We start from the raw sequence: 16,628 nt of genomic DNA, 5'->3' as shown, positions 1-16,628 counted from the left end.
GCTCGCGAATGCGGTGTATCAGAAACACATTCAGTGACTGACACCCCGCATTCGCGAGCAAGCCCGCTCCCACATTTTGATCTCCATTGTGTCAAGGAGGGGTGTTTTTCAAGCGCCCCGCCGTGTCGATACTCACCACTACCGACAACCCCGGCCGCAGCCGCTCACTTTGTTCCTGCCCCGGGTCGACGGTAATCCGCACCGGCACCCGCTGGGCGATCTTCACAAAGTTGCCAGTGGCGTTATCCGCCTGCAACAGGCTGAACTCGGACCCGGTAGCCGGCGAAATGCGCTGCACCGTGCCGTGAAACTTGCGGTGGTCCAGGGCATCGACGGTGAAGGTCACCGGCTGGCCGACCTGCACATTATCCATCTGGGTTTCTTTCATGTTGGCGATCACCCACAACTGGTTCGGCACCAACGCCATCAACTGCGCGCCGCTGTTGACGTAGGCCCCAAGGCGCACGCCAATCTGCCCCAGTTGCCCGTCACGCGGGGCGATGATCCGGGTGTTCGACAGGTCGATACGCGCAAGCTCTACCGCCGCATCTGCATTGGCCACCGCCGCCTCCAGCGAACCGCGATTGACGATCACCGTCTGCAGATCCTGCCGGGCGATTTCCAGGCTGGCCTGGGCCTGGGCCACGGCCGCGATGGTCTGCGCATTGGCGGCGCGGGTCACGTCCAGATCGCGCTTGGACACCGAGCCGTCGCGGATCAGCTCTTCGTTGCGGCGCAGGTCGGCCGTGCCTTTAAGGGCCTGGGCCTGGCTGTCGGCCAAGGCGGCCTGGCGCAGCTTGATGGTCGCCTCGGCACTGTTGCGTTGCTGCACCACGTTGGCCAACGACGCCTGCTGCACCGCCAGTTGCGCCTGCGCCTGGTCGAGGCGCTGCTTGTAGATACGGTCATCGAGGCGCACCAGTAAATCCCCAGCCTTGACGTACTGGAAGTCCGTCACCGGCACTTCATACACGTAACCGCTGAGCTGCGGCCCGATGATCGTCACCTGGCCACGCACCAGGGCGTTCTCGGTGCTTTCCACGGCGCTGCTGAAGGGCGGCAACTGCCAGGCGTAGAGCACGATCAGCACGCCGACAATCGCAATCGCGGCAAAGCCCATCGAGGAGATGATGCGCACCCGCAAGGAGCGGGGTTCGGTGGCCGGCATGCTCGGCGGTGCGGTGCCTTCCGGCGTGGAAGCGATGGCGTTGGTGGTGGTCGTCGTCGGTTCGGTCATGAAGAAAGTGCACCGCTGGGTTGAACGGGAGGCGCTGCACTGGCGGCAGCTTTAGTGGTACTCATCAGCCAGAGGCTGCGGATAAAAATCCAGATCATGGTGAGTATGGCGATGATCGCGATCAGCATGAACACATCGTTATAGGCCATCACATTTGCCTCGCGGGTGGCCGCCGTGGCCAGGCTGCGAATGCCCATCAGGTTACGCAACTCGGGGTCGGCAATCACCCCGCCATAAGCCGAGCCGCCGCTGGCCACCCGCGCGGCAACACGCGGGTCGAGCAAGGTCAGGTGTTCGACGATCATGCTGGAATGGAATTTCTCCCGCACGATCTGGAACGTGCCGAGCAAGGCCGCGCCGATGAGGCCGCCGAGGTTCTGGCAGATCCCGAACAGCACCGAGAAACTCACCAGGTTCCTGGGGTTGGTGAGCACGTTTTTCGTGCCCAGGACCATGGTCGGTCCGAGGAAAAAGGTGCCTCCGAAGCCTAGCAGGAACTGGCTGATGTACATGTTTTGCGGGCGCGTGAGGTTGCTGGAGAAACTGTCCATCACCGAGCCTGTGGCCATGAAGGCCAGGGAGATGATCAGCGGCATCAGCAAGTGCGCCGGGTTGATGGTCAGCGCGCTGATGGCCAGGCCGGCAATCGCCCCTGCCAGCATCACCCAATACAGCGTGCGCATCTGCTCGTTGCTCATGTTCAGCATCTGCATGAACCCCACGGCGCCGGTGGACTGCTCCGAGAGCACCATGCGAATCAGGATCACCGCCAGCGCCAGGCGAATCATCGTTCCGCTGCCCAGCCAGCGGGTCATCAGCAGCGGGTTGGCGCGGTTATGTTCGATGGCCAGGCCGGCCATGATCAGCACCAGTGAGCAGGCTGACGCGACGCCGATCCACGGGGCTTCGAGCCACCAGTCGATCCGGCCCAGGGACAGCACGGCGCAGAGCAAGGCGACGCCGGTGGCGAGGATGGCGAAGGTGAGGAAGTCGAGTTTTTCGAAGGTTTTGAAGCGATCGCCCGGTGGCAGCTTGAGCAGGAACACACAGCCCAGGCAGGTCAGCGCCATGCCCAGTTCGAACAGGTACAGGCCGCGCCATTCGGCGATTTGCAGCAGGTCTTCGGAGAAGAGTCGGGCCAGGGGCAACGCGAGCTGTGCGGTGCCCAGGCCGAGTACCAGGGCTTTCATCCGCCATTTTGCGGGGAAGGCCTGGATCATGTAGTACAGGCCCAGGGAGCTGAGGGCGGCGCCGACCATGCCATGGGCGGCGCGTACGGCGATGGCGGAGCTGAGGTCGTTGACGAACAGGTGGCCGAAGGTGACCAGGGCGTAGAGCACCAGGAACACTTCGGTGAACGCGCGCAGGCCGAATTGCTGGCGGAATTTGACCAGCAGCAGGTTCATCGAGACGTTGGTCATGACGTAGGCGGCCGGGAGCCAGGCCATTTCGGCGGTGGTGGCGCCTAATGCGCCTTGCAGGTACACCAGGTTGGCGATCACCAGGGAGTTGCCGAGGCCGCCGGTGATTGCCACGAGTACGCCGACCAGGGCGTAGGCCCAGCGTTTGCGGGTGGAATGCAGTGGCGTCGACGGTGAACCGGGCAGGCTCGGACGTTCGTGGGGCTGCCAGGTGTGGGGGGTGTATTTGTCCATTCGGTGGCCTTGGTGACCGGCGTTTGGGGCCGGTGGAACGGTTACTCAGGGAGTAGTAAACCTGAGTGGAGTTCAACTTGCCATCTTGGGTGGGGGTTTGGGCTGTGGGGTGTATATCCGTTGCTGCGGTAACGGCCGCTATGGGTTCCGCTCTTACAGCGGCTCACTTTTGAAAAGCGCAAAAGTAAGCAAAACGCTCTTGCCCCACCACTCGGCACCTCGCTTAGGCTCGGTGTGCCCTCAGCTCCGGTATTACTACGCGGGCCGCCGCGACGGGGCGTCCCTGCCCCGTCGCGGCTAAACCGGCGTCCTGCCGGTTTACCCGCTCAGTACTACCTGCGTTCGGCCAGCGTGGTTTAACGGGGCGCCTAAGATCAAGATCAACAACAGATCAAGAACACAGCGGCCTACCGGCCGGCTTGAGTGGTGTAGAGCAACGGCAAAAGCAAAAGCGGGCACGGTCCAAATGTGGGAGCGGGCTTGCTCGCGAAGGTCGTTAACGATGACGCGGGCATCCTGAATGAACGCGGCGTTCTCAGGTTTTTCGCGAGCAAGCCCGCTCCCACATAAAAGCAGTTCTGCTTTCGCTCTGGATCTGGCCCTTGCTTCTAACACTCAAGCCGGCTTGAGTGTGGTGAAGCAAAATCAAAAGCTAAAGCGGGCACGGTTCAAATGTGGGAGCGGGCTTGCTCGCGAAGGTCGTTAACGATGACGTTGGCATCCCGATTCAACGCAGCGCCCTCAGGTTTTTCGCGAGCAAGCCCGCTCCCACATAAAAGCAGTTCTGCTTTCGCTCTGGATCTGGCCCTTGCTTCTAACACTCAAGCCGGCCGGTAGGCCGCTGTGCTCTTGCTTTTGATCTTGATCTGACTGCCCCATTCAGCCCGAGGCCGAACGCAGGGATTGAGGAGCGGGTAAACCGGCAGGACGCCGGTTTAGCCGCGACGGGCCAGGGACGGGCCGTCGCGGCGGCCCGCTTCGCGGTACCGGAGTGAGGGCACGCCGAGCCTAAGCGAGGCGCCGACAGGCGGGGCAGAGCGTTTTGGTTACTTTGCCGCTTTTGCAAAGTGACTCGCTGTAAGAGCGAAACCATAAGCAGCCGTTACCCAAACAACGGATATGTACTCAACGTCAAATCCACCCCAGCCAGCTCCAATAGGTCGCAGCAAACACCAACATCAACCCATACCCAATCAACGTCACCAAAATCCCAACCTTGGCAAACTGCCGCGCCGTAAACGTCCCGGTCCCCAAACACACCATATTCTGCGGCGCATTAATCGGCAGGATAAACCCGTAACTCATCACAAACCCCAGCAACATCGTCATCCCCAGCCGACTGAACTCCCCGGGCAACGTCTGCAACACCGCAATCAAAATCGGCAACAACGCCGAGGTCAACGCCGTGGCACTGGCAAACCCCAAATGAATCACAATCAAAAACGCCCCCAGAATCGCAAACACCCCAAGCGGCCCCACCTGATCCAGGCCGGTATGCGCCACCACCTGCGAACCAAGCCACTGCCCGGCCTGGGTGGTCAGCAACGCCGTGCCCAGGCTGATACCCACACCAAACACAATCACCGTGCCCCACGGAATCCGCGACTGCACGTCCTTCCAGGTCATCACCCCAATCCCCGGCATCAGCAAAAACACCAACCCGGCATACGTGGTCGAGGTCGTATCAAAACTGTGCAACCGCCCCTCCGTCGCCCACGCCAGCAACAACAGCACCGACACCGTCAGCAACCGTTTCTGCGGCCCGGTCATCGGCCCGATGTCCGCCAGCGACTGCGCCACCGCCTCCTTGCCCCCGGGAATGCTGTCACTCTCCGGCGGCAGCAGCTTGAACACCAGAAACAACAACACCGCCGACATGATCAACGCCCACGGCGCCCCCGCGATCAACCAGTCGATCCACGACACCCGCTGCCCCAGCATCTTGTCCATAAAGCCAACCGTCAGCAGGTTCTGCGCCGCCGCCGTCTGGATGCCGACGTTCCAGATGCTCGTGCCCTGGGCCACGACGATCATGATCCCGGCCGCGATGTTGGAACGTTTGTCCACACCAAACGCCGCGATCACCCCCATCATGATCGGCACCACACAGGCGCTGCGGGCGGTGGCGCTGGGCACCACCAGGCTCAGCAGGATGGTCACCGCAATCGCCCCGACCAGAATGCCCCGGGTGCTAGTGCCGACCCGCGTCAACGTGACCAACGCGATGCGCCGGTCCAGGCCGGTATGGGTCATGGCCGCCGCGATAAACAGCGCGCCCGCCACCAGCGCCAATGCGGGGTTGGAAAACCCCGTCAACGCCATGCTGATCGCCAGGCTGGAACCGATCAGGTGCGCCGGGTCTTGCACCGATGGCGCAGTGCCGAGCAAAAACGCGATCAACGAGGTGATCATGATCGCGCTGGCCTCATACGAGACCGCTTCGGTGATCCACACCACCACCGCAAACGCGAGGATTGCGAGCATCCGGTGCCCGGCCACCGGCAAATCGGCCGGCAGCGGCAACAGCAGCACGCCGACCATCACCAGCACACCGACGACCAGGCCCAAGGGCAACTTGAATGAAGCAGCAGGTGTTGCGGGGGCGCTCATGGGGTTCTCCGTCGGCCTTGAAATCTGGCCGACAGCATGAGGCAACGCGTCACGGTGGGTGTTGACGGGTATCAAGGCCCTAGGCCAATAACTGGCTCAACACCGCCCGCAACTTGCCGGGCTTGACCGGTTTGTTCAGCAACGGCGCGTCCAGCCGCCGCAACGCACGGCGGCACTGGTCGGTGCGGTCGGCGGTGATGATCACTGCCGGAATCTTGCAGCCAAAATGCTCGCGCAGGTCGCGCACCACCTCACAACCCACCACGCCGTGGTCCAGGTGATAGTCCGCCAGGATCAGCTCCGGCGCCTTGCCCTGCAACGCCGCCAGCGCGCCGGCCTGGTCGGTGGCGGTGACCACCTCGCAGCCCCACTGCTCCAGCAACGCGCTCATGCTTTCGAGGATGCTGACTTCGTTGTCCAGCACCAGCAGCCGCCTGCCCGGCAACGGGTTGGCGCTACTCGGTTGCGCGACCACCACGCTGATGGGCAGCGGTATCTCCTCGCTGATGGGCACTTCGATGCTGAACATCGAACCGCGCCCGGGCCACGAACGCACCGCCACCGGGTACCCGAGGATCTCGGCGATGCGCTCGACAATCGCCAACCCCAGCCCCACGCCCTTGCGGTCGGCAGCGCGGCCCACGTCCAGTTGATTGAATTCCAGGAAGATCGAGTCGAGTCGGTCCGCCGCAATCCCACGGCCGGTGTCCCACACTTCCAGGCGCAACCGGTCGCCCCGGCGCCGGGCGCCCAGCAGGATGCAACCCTCGCTGGTGTAGCGGCAGGCGTTGCTCAGGAAGTTGCGCAGGATGCGTGTCATCAGGCGCAGGTCGGTGTTGATCGCGTAGCGGCCGGTGCGTGCCCGCAGGTTCAGCCCCGCCGCGGCCGCCACCGACTGGAACTCCGAGACCAGCGGCGCGAACAGTTCGTCGAGGCGGTACAGGGCAATGTCCGGTTTGACCGCCGCCTGGTCGAGCCGGGAAATGTCCAGCAGGTCGGTGAGTAAATCCTCGGCGCCTTCCAGGGCCTGGTGGGTGCGCTCCACCAGCACTTGCTCGACGCTGGGCAAGTTGCGCTCGCGCAAGGTGGAGATCAGCAGGCGCGCAGCATTGAGGGGTTGCAGCAGGTCATGGCTGGCGGCGGCGAGGTATTTGTCTTTGCTGCGGTTAGCTGCCTGGGCGGCGTCGCGGGCATCGCGCAGGTCCTGTTCGACCCGCTCGCGCTGGGCGATCTGCTGTTGCAGGTTGAGGTTGGCCTCTAGCAGCTCGTCGGTGCGCGCGGCAACGCGCTGCTCCAGCTCATCGTTGAGGCGGATGTAGCGGTTGCGCTCGGCTTCCAGCTCGTCGAGGCGCGCGGTCAGTTCCGGGTAGTGGCTCTTGCGCGCCGACTGATCACCCAGCCCCAACAGCCCCGCGAGCGCCCGTTGTTGATCGTCAGAGAGCTTCGCCATAGACGACCTCGACGTCACGCTGGCTGGACTCTCGCGGGTTGGTGAGGATGCACGGGTCGTGCATCGCGTGCTGCGACAAAAACGGAATATCCGCCACCCGTACCCCATGCAGGCCGAGGGTTTCATGGAAGCCGATCGCGTGCTTCAAAGCGATCAAGTGCTCCACCAGCCGGCCACGAATCTGCCGGTGATTGAGGCCCCGGCAATCGATGCCGAAGGTCTCGGCAATCACCTTGAAGCGCTCCGGCGCCGAGTTGTAGTTGAACGCCACCACATGCTCCACCAGCACCGCATTGCACAGGCCATGAGGCAGGTCTAGGAAACCGCCGAGGCTGTGGGACATGGCATGCACCGCGCCGAGAATAGCGTTGGAAAACGCCAGCCCGGCCTGCATGCTGCCGAGCATGATTTTTTCCCGCAGGGCGATGTCGGTGGGGTTGGCGATCATCTGCACCAGGTTGCCGTTGATCAGGCGCATGGCTTCCAGGGCGTGGGGGTCGGTCAGCGGGCCGTGGCCGGTGGACACGAAAGCTTCGATGGCGTGCACCAGCGCGTCGATGCCGGTACAGGCCGAGAGGAACGGGTCCATGCTGGCGGTGGTTTCCGGGTCGATCAACGACACGTCGGGCACCACCGCCTTGCTGACGATGGAAAACTTCATGCGCTCCTGCTGGTTGGAAATGATCACGAACTGCGAGACATCCGCCGAGGTGCCAGCGGTGGTCGGGATCAGGATCAACGGCGGGCTGGGCACGCGGATGGTATCGACGCCTTCAAATTCCAGGATGCTGCGCCCATGGGCGACCACGATGCCGATGGCCTTGCCGCAGTCCATTGGGCTACCGCCACCGACGGCGACGATCACGTCGCAATGGTTCTCACGGTAGACCTCGGCGCCGAGCATTACTTCTTCGACGCGAGGGTTGGGCGAGACGGCGCTGTACAGGCAGTAGTCGATGCCTTGGGCCCGCAGGCTGGCCTCGACATCGGCCACCCAGCCGACAGCGATCACGCCGGGGTCGCTGACCACCAGCACCTTGCGCGCGCCAAAGGTCTTGGCGTAGTTGCCGACGTTGTGCCGACAGCCGGCGCCAAAGATGATTTCAGGAGAAACGAATTTACGCAGGAGGCTCAGGTTCGGGCTCATTGGAAAGCCTGTTTTTATTATTTTGGAAGATGCGCCCCACACTAACCCATCCGGCGCCGAATGCAATCAGACCAATGGGTAGCCCTGGCGCCCTTCCGGCACCGACCCGGCCAGCACGGGGGCTGGCCGGGAAACACATCAGCGGCTGGCGAAATACATGGTCACTTCGAAGCCGATACGCAGGTCGGTAAACGCGGGTTTAGTCCACATGGGGTAGTCCTCTTCTTGTGCCGGGAGATTCCGGTAAGGTCATTAATGCATGGGGTGGCGAGGGAGCGAATGCTACTTTCGAAGGAGCCGGCGGGGGCATTGGTAGCCCCCACCCGCCACCTCACGGGGTTAGAAAAAGCCCAATGGATTGATGTCGTAGCTCACCAGCAGGTTTTTGGTCTGCTGATAATGATCCAGCATCATCTTGTGATTCTCCCGCCCGACGCCCGACTTCTTGTACCCGCCAAACGCGGCATGCGCCGGGTACAGGTGATAACAGTTGGTCCATACACGCCCGGCCTTGATCGCGCGGCCCATGCGGTAGGCGCGGTTGATATCGCGGGTCCACAAACCAGCCCCGAGGCCGAACTCGCTGTCATTGGCAATCGCCAGGGCTTCGGCTTCGTCCTTGAAGGTGGTCACACCCACCACCGGCCCGAAGATCTCCTCCTGGAACACGCGCATTTTGTTATGGCCCTTGAGCAGGGTCGGCTGGATGTAATAGCCGGTGGACAGGTCGCCCTCCAGACGCTCGGCCGCGCCGCCGGTGAGCAGTTCGGCGCCCTCTTCCTGGGCGATTTTCAGGTACGAGAGAATCTTGTCGTATTGCTGCTCGGACGCCTGGGCGCCGACCATGGTTTCGGTGTCCAGCGGGTTGCCGCGTTTGATCTTGACGATCTTCTTCATGACTTCGGCCATGAACGGCTCATAGATCGATTCCTGCACCAGCGCCCGCGACGGGCAGGTGCACACTTCGCCTTGGTTGAAGAACGCCAGCACCAGACCTTCGGCGGCCTTCTCGATGAACTGGGGCTCGGCCTGCATGATGTCTTCAAAGAAGATATTCGGCGACTTGCCTCCCAGCTCCACGGTGGACGGAATGATGTTCTCGGCGGCGCAATGCATGATGTGCGCGCCCACTGGCGTGGAGCCGGTGAAGGCGATCTTGGCGATGCGCTTGCTGGTGGCCAGCGCCTCCCCCGCTTCGCGACCAAACCCTTGGACGATGTTGAGTACACCGGCCGGCAGCAGGTCAGCGATCAGCTCGGCAAATATCATGATCGACAGCGGCGTTTGCTCGGCAGGCTTGAGCACCACGCAGTTACCGGCGGCCAGGGCCGGGGCGAGTTTCCAGGCGGCCATCAGCAACGGGAAGTTCCACGGGATGATCTGCCCGACCACGCCCAACGGTTCGTGGAAGTGGTAAGCGGTGGTCAGTTCATTGATCTCGGCCGCGCCGCCTTCCTGGGCGCGGATGCAACCGGCGAAGTAACGGAAATGGTCAGCCGCCAGGGGCACGTCGGCGTTCAGGGTCTCGCGTACGGCCTTGCCGTTGTCCCAGCTTTCGGTGACCGCCAGCACTTCAAGGTGCTGTTCGATACGGTCGGCGATTTTCAGCAGCACCAGGGAACGGTCCTGGGCCGAGGTCTTGCCCCAGGCATCCGCCGCCGCGTGGGCTGCGTCCAGGGCCTTGTCGATATCGGCGGCGCTGGAGCGGGGAAATTCGGCGATCACTTCACCGGTCACCGGCGAGGTATTGGTGAAGTATTCGCCGTTGACCGGCGCGACGAATTCGCCGCCGATGAAATTGCCATAGCGCGGCTTGAAGCTGACGATCGCGCCGGGGGTGCCAGGTTGTGCATAGATCATGGTGAGGCCTCTGTCTGGGTCCAGGCCTGTCGGTCAACAGGCGATACCCGATAGTAAAGAGCCCCCGTTGCCCGGCGAATGCGCCGTTGGCAGGGGGGCGCTGGTCATTTGGTAGTAGTAGGTTTAGTGCTTGGCGACCAATTCCTTGGGCAGCTTGAAGGTCCAGAGCATCCCACCCTGGTTGAAATCCTTGATCCGCTTGGCCACTTCGCCGCCCCACAACGGCACCGCCCCGCCCCAGCCGGAAAGCACCGAGACGTACTGTTCGCCGTCCATTTCCCAGGTGACCGGCGAGCCGAGTACCCCGGAGCCGGTCTGGAACTCCCAGACTTTCTCACCGGTCTTGGCATTGAACGCCTGCAGGAAGCCTTCGGGCGTACCGGTGAACACCAGGTTGCCCTTGGTGGTCAGCACGCCGCCCCACAGGGGCGCGTAGTTCTTGTGGCGCCAGACTTCCTTGCCGGTGATCGGGTCGATGGCCCGCAATACGCCGATGTAGTCTTCATTCAACGGTTTGATGGTGAAGCCTGCGCCGAGGAACGCCGCGCCTTTCTTGTAGGCGATGCCTTCGTTCCAGATGTCCATGCCCCACTCGTTCGACGGCACATAGAACAGCCCGGTGTCGCGGTTATAGGCCATTGGCATCCAGTTTTTTGCGCCAAGGAATGCCGGGGCCACAAATACCGATGTGCCCTTGGTTTCACTGCCCGGAGCGCCGGGGCGGCTGGCTTCGTTGTAGATCGGCCGGCCGTCTTTATCCAGGCCGGTGGCCCAGGTGATCTTGTCAACGAACGGGAAACCCCGGATGAACTTGCCGTTGGTGCGGTCCAGTACGTAGAAGAAACCGTTGCGGTCCGCCGTGGCCGCCGCTTTGATCTCCTTGCCGCCTTCGGTGTAGTTGAACGAGATCAGCTCGTTCACCCCGTCGTAGTCCCAGCCGTCGTGGGGCGTGCTCTGGAAGTGCCACTTGATACTGCCATCGTCCGGGTTCAACGCCAGGCGCGAGGACGAATAGAGGTTGTCGCCAGGGCGCAGGTGGGAGTTCCACGGCGCCGGGTTGCCGGTGCCGAACAGCAGCAGGTTGGTTTCCGGGTCGTAGTAGCCACCGAGCCATGGGGCCGCGCCGCCGGTTTTCCAAAGGTCACCCGGCCAGGTCTTGCCCGCCTCGCCACCGGAGATGCCGTTTTCCACCGCCTTGCCGTCCTTGTAAACGTAGCCCATATGGCCTTCCACGGTCGGCCGGGTCCACAGCAGGTTGCCGTTTTTCGGGTCATAGGCTTCGATCTTGCCCACCACGCCGAACTCGCCGCCAGCCACCCCGGTAATCAGCTTGCCGTTGATCACCAGGGGCGCGGCACTGATGGAGTAACCTTCCTTGTGGTCGGCCACCTGCTTGCTCCACACCACTTTGCCGGTGTCCTTGTTCAGGGCGACCAGCTTGGCGTCGAGGGTGCCGAAGAACACCAGGTCACCGTAAAGCGCCACACCCCGGTTGATCACATCGCAGCACGGGCGGATGTCGTCCGGCAGGCGCGCATCGTATTGCCAAAGCTTCTTGCCAGTGCGTGCATCCACCGCGAACACCCGTGAGTAGGACCCGGTGAGGTACATCACGCCGTCCTTGATCATCGGCTGCGCCTGTTGCCCGCGTTGTTTCTCGCCGCCAAAGGAGAAGGCCCAGACCGGGCGCAGTTCCTTGACGTTATCGACGTTGAGGGTATCGAGCGGGCTGTAGCGCTGACCCTGGACACCCAGGCCGTTGGTGACGATCTGCCCGGGGTTTTGCGGGTCCTGGAGAATGTCCTGGTCGGTGACAGCGGCGAAGGCCTGGCCAGACAGCAGGATGGCACTGAGCAGCACACTCAAGGCGAAGGGTTGGCGACGTGCGGGTTGGGTCATGACGGCTACCTCTGCGGTTTCTTGTTATACCCGGGAAATTTTCCCGGTCTGGTGCAGATTCTTGGACGCCGGGGCCCTCACCACAATTGACCGCAGTATCGAGTTTGCTAGTTCCTTAGTACCGGGTGGGCTCAAGGTTGCGCGGCAGAATCCACACGCTTCATCTGCCCGCGTTCGTACCCCGGGTACAGGTGGCTGACGCTGCGGATCAACTCGTAGCGGCTCAAGCTGATGGCAGCGAACCGCTCGGGAATGGGGCTGCGGATCATCTCGCTCATGTCACTGCCATTGGCTGCGCCGTCACGCAGCAGTTGGTCGAGCCAGGTCAGGTAGTCGCGCATCTGCGCAAAGGGCGCGCCATCGTTGGCCACGGGGCCGTGGCCGGGCACGATCAAGGTCCAGGGCAAGCCTTGCAGGGTATTGATGTCTGCCAGCCACACGGCCAGGCCGGGGCTGTTGGGGGTGGTCAGGGCGCGCTGGTAAAACACCAGGTCGCCGGCAAACAGCACGCCGGTTTTCTGGTCGAGAATCGCAAGGTCGGCGCCGGTATGACCCGCCAGCGCCAGCAGACGCAAGTCGTGGCTGCCTACGGTCAATATGCCGGGTTCCAGCACCTGGGTGGGCAATACCACTTCGGTGCCGCGCATCCAGTCGCCGACCATGCGGTACAGGTTCTCGGCCATGCTGTCGCCTTGCTCATGGAGCAAACGGGTGGTGCCGGCCAGGGCGCCGATGGGCACGTCGCGAAATGCCTGGTTGCCCAGCGCGTGGTCCGGGTGATGGTGGGTCAGCAGCACCTGCACCACCGGTTTGGCAGTGACGCCGGCGATGGCCTGGCGCATGGCCTCGCCATAGCGCTTCGACGGCCCGGTGTCGATCACCACCACCCCGGCTTCGGTGACGATAAACCCGGTGTTGACGATATTGCCGCCGTTGGCCTTGGCGAAGTTGTCGGTGCTGCCCTCCAGCAGCCAGGTGTCTTCGGCGATCAACCGGGGCTTGAGGGCGTAGTCCAGCTCGGCCAGCGCGGGCAGGCTCACACTGAGGCATAACAGCAGTATCCAGCGCATGCCGCGCTCCTTCTGGTCAGGGAATGGCCGCATCAAACTCATTGCCGCTGTTGTCCCGCAGCACCAGCCGGGTTTGCCCTGCGCCTTCGATATCAAATGCCAGGTTGGGGTTTTCGCTGACCGCCGGGAACAGTTCAAGGTCGGCCAGCACCTGCCCGGCCTGATCCTGCAATTGGGCGTGGTTGATAAAGAATTCAGGGATGCCGCTGACCATGCCGTTGTCCATTGGGTGTGCCACCTGCACCCGCAGCCGGCTGAACTCACCACGGGGATAACGCCCGCCCAGCACTTCACCGATGTGCTCCTCCCAGCCCGGCTGCGTGCGCACCACGCTGGGAGCCGTGCAACCGCCGCCCGCCGCATCGATCAGCGTCGAGCCGACGTGCCACAACCCGTCATCCGTCAGCACCGCCGCGCGCAACGGCGTGGCTTGTTCAATGCGAATACGGATCGACAGCCACGGCAGCACCCGGGCCTTGGGTTGAAAATCGACGATTTTCGGCAGCGGATTGAGTTCTGCCCAGGCCACGATTTTCACCACCCGGCCCTTGAACGCCCGGGCGTCGATCTCCAGGGGTACCTGCCGGGCATCTTCGGCAAACGGCGGCGCCAGCAGTTTGACCCGCTGATCGAACACAAACGGCGCATCGCCCAGCATCTGCTTGTGGTAGAAGTCCCACATCACTGACGGCACCGGGTCCTTGCCGGGGTCGACGTCTACCCCGTAGGCCGCCAGCGGCAACCAACAGGCCAATACGCAACACGCTCGCCAGTTCATCGCCTGCTCCTATTGGTACATCTCGGGCACTTCGTAGCGCAGGCCGTAATGGCTGTAGATCGACTGCAGCGTGCCGTCGCGGATCAGGCTTTCCAGCGCCTCCTCCACGGCATAGGCCAGCTGCCGGTTGCTTTCATGCACCGCCATGCCGATCTCCCAGCGTTGCTTGCCCATGTTCGGGTAAGCATTTTCCGCGAGTGCCAGTTGCGGGTCGCCGGCCTCGTGTACCTGCCAGTCGATTTCCCCGCGCATGCCCATCACCGCATCGACTTCCCCGGCCTTCATCGCCGCAAACGCCTGGGGCACGCCCGGGTAGTGGCGGGTGTTGCCGGCGAGCATGCCGTTGAATACCGATGTCAGGTAGAACGAGGGCACGCTGTCGACTTCAACCCCGATGGGGTGCTGCTCGAACACCGCCACACTGCCCACGCTGTCCAGGCGGCGGCGGTCATACGCCACTTGCCATTGTTCGTTCTGGTAGGGCCCGAACATCACCACATGGCCGTTTTCCAACTCGCCCTGGTCGTTACGCTTTTGCGCGTAATCGTGGTCGTAGGGTGCGCGCATCATCAGGTCGGCCAGTTGCTGATTGTGCAACTGGCTGCCGCGCCAGATGTAGTCGCGCAGGTCGTCGTCGAGTTTCTCGCCGGCGGGTGCCCAGATCAGCGTCAGACGTACACCCAGGGCCTTGGCCAGGGCCTGGGCGAGTTCCACATCGACCCCGCGAGGCGTGCCGCCGTCTTCAAAACTGTAGGGCGCAAAGTCCTTGTAGACCGCCACTTTCAGCTCCCCGCCGGCGATCATCTGGTCATAGCTGCGCACCTGTGCCTGAGCGACCTGGCAGCACAGCATCAGCACGCTGAGTACGGCAGCGAACAGGCGCATCACCTACTCCTCGACGTGCACGGTGTCCAGGTAGGTCCGCACTGCCCACAAGGCTTCCTGGCTCAGGTAGTCAGCCATCTTCGGCATATACACTCGGCCGTCCCGCACCGCGCCGTGGCGCACCCGTTCGACGAACCACTCATCACCGGCGTCGCCCACGTCGAGCAAGCGCAAATCGGGGGCGATGCCACCGGACTTGGCTTCCAGCCCATGGCACGCCGCACAGTTCTGGTTGTAGGCCGAGGAGCCGATTTCCAGCGCTTTGTCGTGCTCCGAGGAGGTGCGATAGGGGTTCACGGCGGCCCATCCATCAGCATCCACCGGTACACCGGCGTCCTTGACCGACGTCAGGCCCTTGGTTTCCACCGCCTGCGGCACCACGTTGCCGTGGGCCCACAGGTTACCGGCACTGATCACGCCGGCCAGCAGACCGGCCACGAGCAAGGCATTACGTATTGTTGTCATTATTTTTGCCCTCAGGAATGCACGCAAAACCTCTATGCAGAGGCTATGGCACCCATCTTAGAAACCCCTGGGGGCACGCCGTATGCTGCTTTGGTGGCCGCCCTCTCCTCCCTTGGTAGTAGGGCTTGTGGGGGGCGTGGAGCTTATCGACGCCGATCAGGCTCACAACCAGCAGGAACGGCAAGAGCAGTGCCTTGAGGATTCGCATGATCGTTCAACTGCTGGGTGAGGGCTGTGGCTGTCCGTGCTAAAACCGCACCGCGGCGGGCGAGCTACTACCTTGGTACTGCCTCAGCGGTACTTTCTGCATATTTGCAGGCGGCTTGCGGGTTCCTATGCTGGCGCTACCTGTCATGGAGTGCCTTATGCGCCAGCTCGCCCCGTACGCCTTGCTCTACCTGCTGGCGATCGCTTGCGCCGCCGGGTTGGCGACTGGCAGCCAGGCTGCCGAGGCGCCCTTGCAGGTGCAAATCGGCTACCTGGGCTATCGCCCCGACCCGGGCCCGCTGCTGTCCAACGTCATTCCCGAACCCACCGATGCCGGGATGCGCGGCGCCGAACTGGCGATTACCGACAGCAACAGCACCGGGGCATTTCTCAATCAGCGCTACAGCCTGACCAGCGCCACGGTCGACAGCCCGGATGCGCTGCTCCAGGCCGCCAAAACCCAGCACGACCAGGGCCTGCGACTGTTCGTGGTCAATGCACCGGCGGCCAGCCTGCGCCAACTCAGCGCCGCCCTGCCCGACAGCCTGTTGTTCAACGCCGGCAGCCCCGACGACAGCCTGCGCAGCACCGACTGCCTGGGCAACGTGCTGCACACCTTGCCCAGCCGCGCCATGCTGGCCGATGCCCTGGCGCAATTTCTGGTGGTGCGCAAATGGCAGCGAGCGCTGCTGATCGTTGGCCCCACTGACGACGATCAAGCGTACGCCGCCGCCCTGCGTCGCGCCGCCAAGCGCTTCGGCGTGCAGCTGGTGGCGGAAAAAGCCTGGCGTTTCGACAATGATCAGCGCCGCAGCGCCCAGGCGGACATGCCGCTCTTCACCCAGACCGCCGAGTACGACGTGGTGCTGGTGGCCGACGAACGCGGTGACTTCGGCGAGTACGTGCCCTATCAAACCTGGTACCCGCGCCCCGTGGCCGGCACCCAGGGCCTGACGCCCACCGGCTGGCACAAAACCGTGGAAACCTACGGCGCTGCCCAGTTGCAAAAACGCTTCGAAGCCCTGGCCGGACGCTGGATGAACGACCGCGATTTCGCCGCGTGGATGGCGGTGCGCAGCGTCGCCAGCGCGGTGAGCAAGCTGCGCCAGGCGGATCCCATGACGATCCGCCAACTGGAAATCAGCGACCAACTGCCCCTCGACGGGTTCAAGGGCCGCAAGCTCAGCTATCGCCCCTGGAACGGCCAACTGCGCCAACCGATTCCCATCGTGCAACCCCGCGCGCTGGTCAGCACCTCGCCCCAGGACGGTTTCCTGCACCCCTTCAACGAAATGGACAGCCTGGGCTACGACAAACCTGAAGTGACCTGCCGCTTTCCCTGAACGCACCCCACAATAATAAGGA

At 63.1% G+C, this 16,628-nt stretch carries 13 protein-coding genes; 1 reads left to right on the top strand and 12 read right to left on the bottom strand.

The features are described 5' to 3' along the window. Window positions 1-91 precede the first annotated feature (91 nt). The 12 genes from CEC48_RS12060 to pedF all read right to left on the bottom strand — a co-directional run bounded on the left by CEC48_RS12060 (window position 92) and on the right by pedF (window position 15,056). Complete coding sequence (locus tag CEC48_RS12060; protein WP_088423948.1) at window positions 92-1,237, bottom strand: HlyD family secretion protein; 1,146 nt, start codon at window positions 1,235-1,237, stop codon at window positions 92-94. After that, a complete protein-coding gene (locus CEC48_RS12055) occupies window positions 1,234-2,892 on the bottom strand; it encodes an MFS transporter (RefSeq protein ID WP_088423947.1) in 1,659 nt (552 codons plus the stop codon). The genes CEC48_RS12060 and CEC48_RS12055 overlap by 4 nt, the downstream gene beginning before the upstream one ends. A gap of 1,131 nt (window positions 2,893-4,023) precedes the next feature. After that, complete coding sequence (locus CEC48_RS12050; protein WP_088423946.1) at window positions 4,024-5,502, bottom strand: DASS family sodium-coupled anion symporter; 1,479 nt, start codon at window positions 5,500-5,502, stop codon at window positions 4,024-4,026. 79 nt (window positions 5,503-5,581) lie between these two features. After that, complete coding sequence (locus tag CEC48_RS12045; protein WP_088423945.1) at window positions 5,582-6,952, bottom strand: hybrid sensor histidine kinase/response regulator; 1,371 nt, start codon at window positions 6,950-6,952, stop codon at window positions 5,582-5,584. Then, window positions 6,936-8,099, bottom strand: a complete 1,164-nt coding sequence (gene ercA / locus CEC48_RS12040) for an alcohol dehydrogenase-like regulatory protein ErcA (protein WP_088423944.1) — start codon at window positions 8,097-8,099, stop codon at window positions 6,936-6,938. Before ercA ends, CEC48_RS12045 begins: the two co-directional genes overlap by 17 nt. Window positions 8,100-8,237: 138 nt before the next feature. Beyond that, complete coding sequence (pqqA, locus tag CEC48_RS12035; RefSeq protein WP_010209364.1) at window positions 8,238-8,309, bottom strand: pyrroloquinoline quinone precursor peptide PqqA; 72 nt, start codon at window positions 8,307-8,309, stop codon at window positions 8,238-8,240. Window positions 8,310-8,438: 129 nt separating this feature from the next. After that, window positions 8,439-9,959 carry an aldehyde dehydrogenase family protein gene (locus CEC48_RS12030; protein ID WP_088423943.1) on the bottom strand — a complete coding sequence of 507 codons (1,521 nt, stop codon included), beginning with the start codon at window positions 9,957-9,959 and terminating at the stop codon, window positions 8,439-8,441. Window positions 9,960-10,082: 123 nt separating this feature from the next. Further along, complete coding sequence (locus CEC48_RS12025) at window positions 10,083-11,858, bottom strand: PQQ-dependent methanol/ethanol family dehydrogenase (protein WP_088423942.1); 1,776 nt, start codon at window positions 11,856-11,858, stop codon at window positions 10,083-10,085. Window positions 11,859-11,989: 131 nt separating this feature from the next. Continuing rightward, window positions 11,990-12,928, bottom strand: a complete 939-nt coding sequence (locus tag CEC48_RS12020) for a quinoprotein relay system zinc metallohydrolase 1 (protein WP_088423941.1) — start codon at window positions 12,926-12,928, stop codon at window positions 11,990-11,992. 16 nt (window positions 12,929-12,944) lie between these two features. Beyond that, complete coding sequence (locus tag CEC48_RS12015; protein WP_088423940.1) at window positions 12,945-13,706, bottom strand: quinoprotein dehydrogenase-associated SoxYZ-like carrier; 762 nt, start codon at window positions 13,704-13,706, stop codon at window positions 12,945-12,947. A gap of 9 nt (window positions 13,707-13,715) precedes the next feature. Then, the gene (locus CEC48_RS12010) at window positions 13,716-14,591 is read right to left on the bottom strand and encodes an ABC transporter substrate-binding protein (RefSeq protein WP_088423939.1); all 876 of its coding nucleotides are present in this window, start codon (window positions 14,589-14,591) and stop codon (window positions 13,716-13,718) included. Between the two features lie 3 nt (window positions 14,592-14,594). Further along, window positions 14,595-15,056 carry a cytochrome c-550 PedF gene (pedF, locus tag CEC48_RS12005; RefSeq protein WP_088423938.1) on the bottom strand — a complete coding sequence of 154 codons (462 nt, stop codon included), beginning with the start codon at window positions 15,054-15,056 and terminating at the stop codon, window positions 14,595-14,597. A 365-nt stretch (window positions 15,057-15,421) separates the two neighbouring features. Here pedF and CEC48_RS12000 point away from each other — a divergent pair, with 365 nt between their 5' ends. Beyond that, entirely contained in the window at window positions 15,422-16,606 is a 1,185-nt protein-coding gene (locus CEC48_RS12000; RefSeq protein WP_088423937.1) for an ABC transporter substrate-binding protein, read from the top strand. Window positions 16,607-16,628 lie beyond the last annotated feature (22 nt).

The organism is Pseudomonas sp. K2I15, assembly GCF_002204795.1.
Lineage (GTDB): Bacteria > Pseudomonadota > Gammaproteobacteria > Pseudomonadales > Pseudomonadaceae > Aquipseudomonas.
The sequence above is the reverse complement of the archived record's forward strand: the minus strand, read 5'-3'. Positions and strand labels throughout refer to the sequence as shown.

Excerpts from the sequence above, each read along its gene's own strand:
- CEC48_RS12060 (WP_088423948.1), bottom strand. The coding sequence starts at position 1,237 with ATGACCGAACCGACGACGACCACCACCAACGCCATCGCTTCCACGCCG.
- CEC48_RS12055 (WP_088423947.1), bottom strand. The coding sequence starts at position 2,892 with ATGGACAAATACACCCCCCACACCTGGCAGCCCCACGAACGTCCGAGC.
- CEC48_RS12050 (WP_088423946.1), bottom strand. The coding sequence starts at position 5,502 with ATGAGCGCCCCCGCAACACCTGCTGCTTCATTCAAGTTGCCCTTGGGC.
- CEC48_RS12045 (WP_088423945.1), bottom strand. The coding sequence starts at position 6,952 with ATGGCGAAGCTCTCTGACGATCAACAACGGGCGCTCGCGGGGCTGTTG.
- ercA (WP_088423944.1), bottom strand. The coding sequence starts at position 8,099 with ATGAGCCCGAACCTGAGCCTCCTGCGTAAATTCGTTTCTCCTGAAATC.
- CEC48_RS12030 (WP_088423943.1), bottom strand. The coding sequence starts at position 9,959 with ATGATCTATGCACAACCTGGCACCCCCGGCGCGATCGTCAGCTTCAAG.
- CEC48_RS12025 (WP_088423942.1), bottom strand. The coding sequence starts at position 11,858 with ATGACCCAACCCGCACGTCGCCAACCCTTCGCCTTGAGTGTGCTGCTC.
- CEC48_RS12020 (WP_088423941.1), bottom strand. The coding sequence starts at position 12,928 with ATGCGCTGGATACTGCTGTTATGCCTCAGTGTGAGCCTGCCCGCGCTG.
- CEC48_RS12015 (WP_088423940.1), bottom strand. The coding sequence starts at position 13,706 with ATGAACTGGCGAGCGTGTTGCGTATTGGCCTGTTGGTTGCCGCTGGCG.
- CEC48_RS12010 (WP_088423939.1), bottom strand. The coding sequence starts at position 14,591 with ATGCGCCTGTTCGCTGCCGTACTCAGCGTGCTGATGCTGTGCTGCCAG.
- pedF (WP_088423938.1), bottom strand. The coding sequence starts at position 15,056 with ATGACAACAATACGTAATGCCTTGCTCGTGGCCGGTCTGCTGGCCGGC.
- CEC48_RS12000 (WP_088423937.1), top strand. The coding sequence starts at position 15,422 with ATGCGCCAGCTCGCCCCGTACGCCTTGCTCTACCTGCTGGCGATCGCT.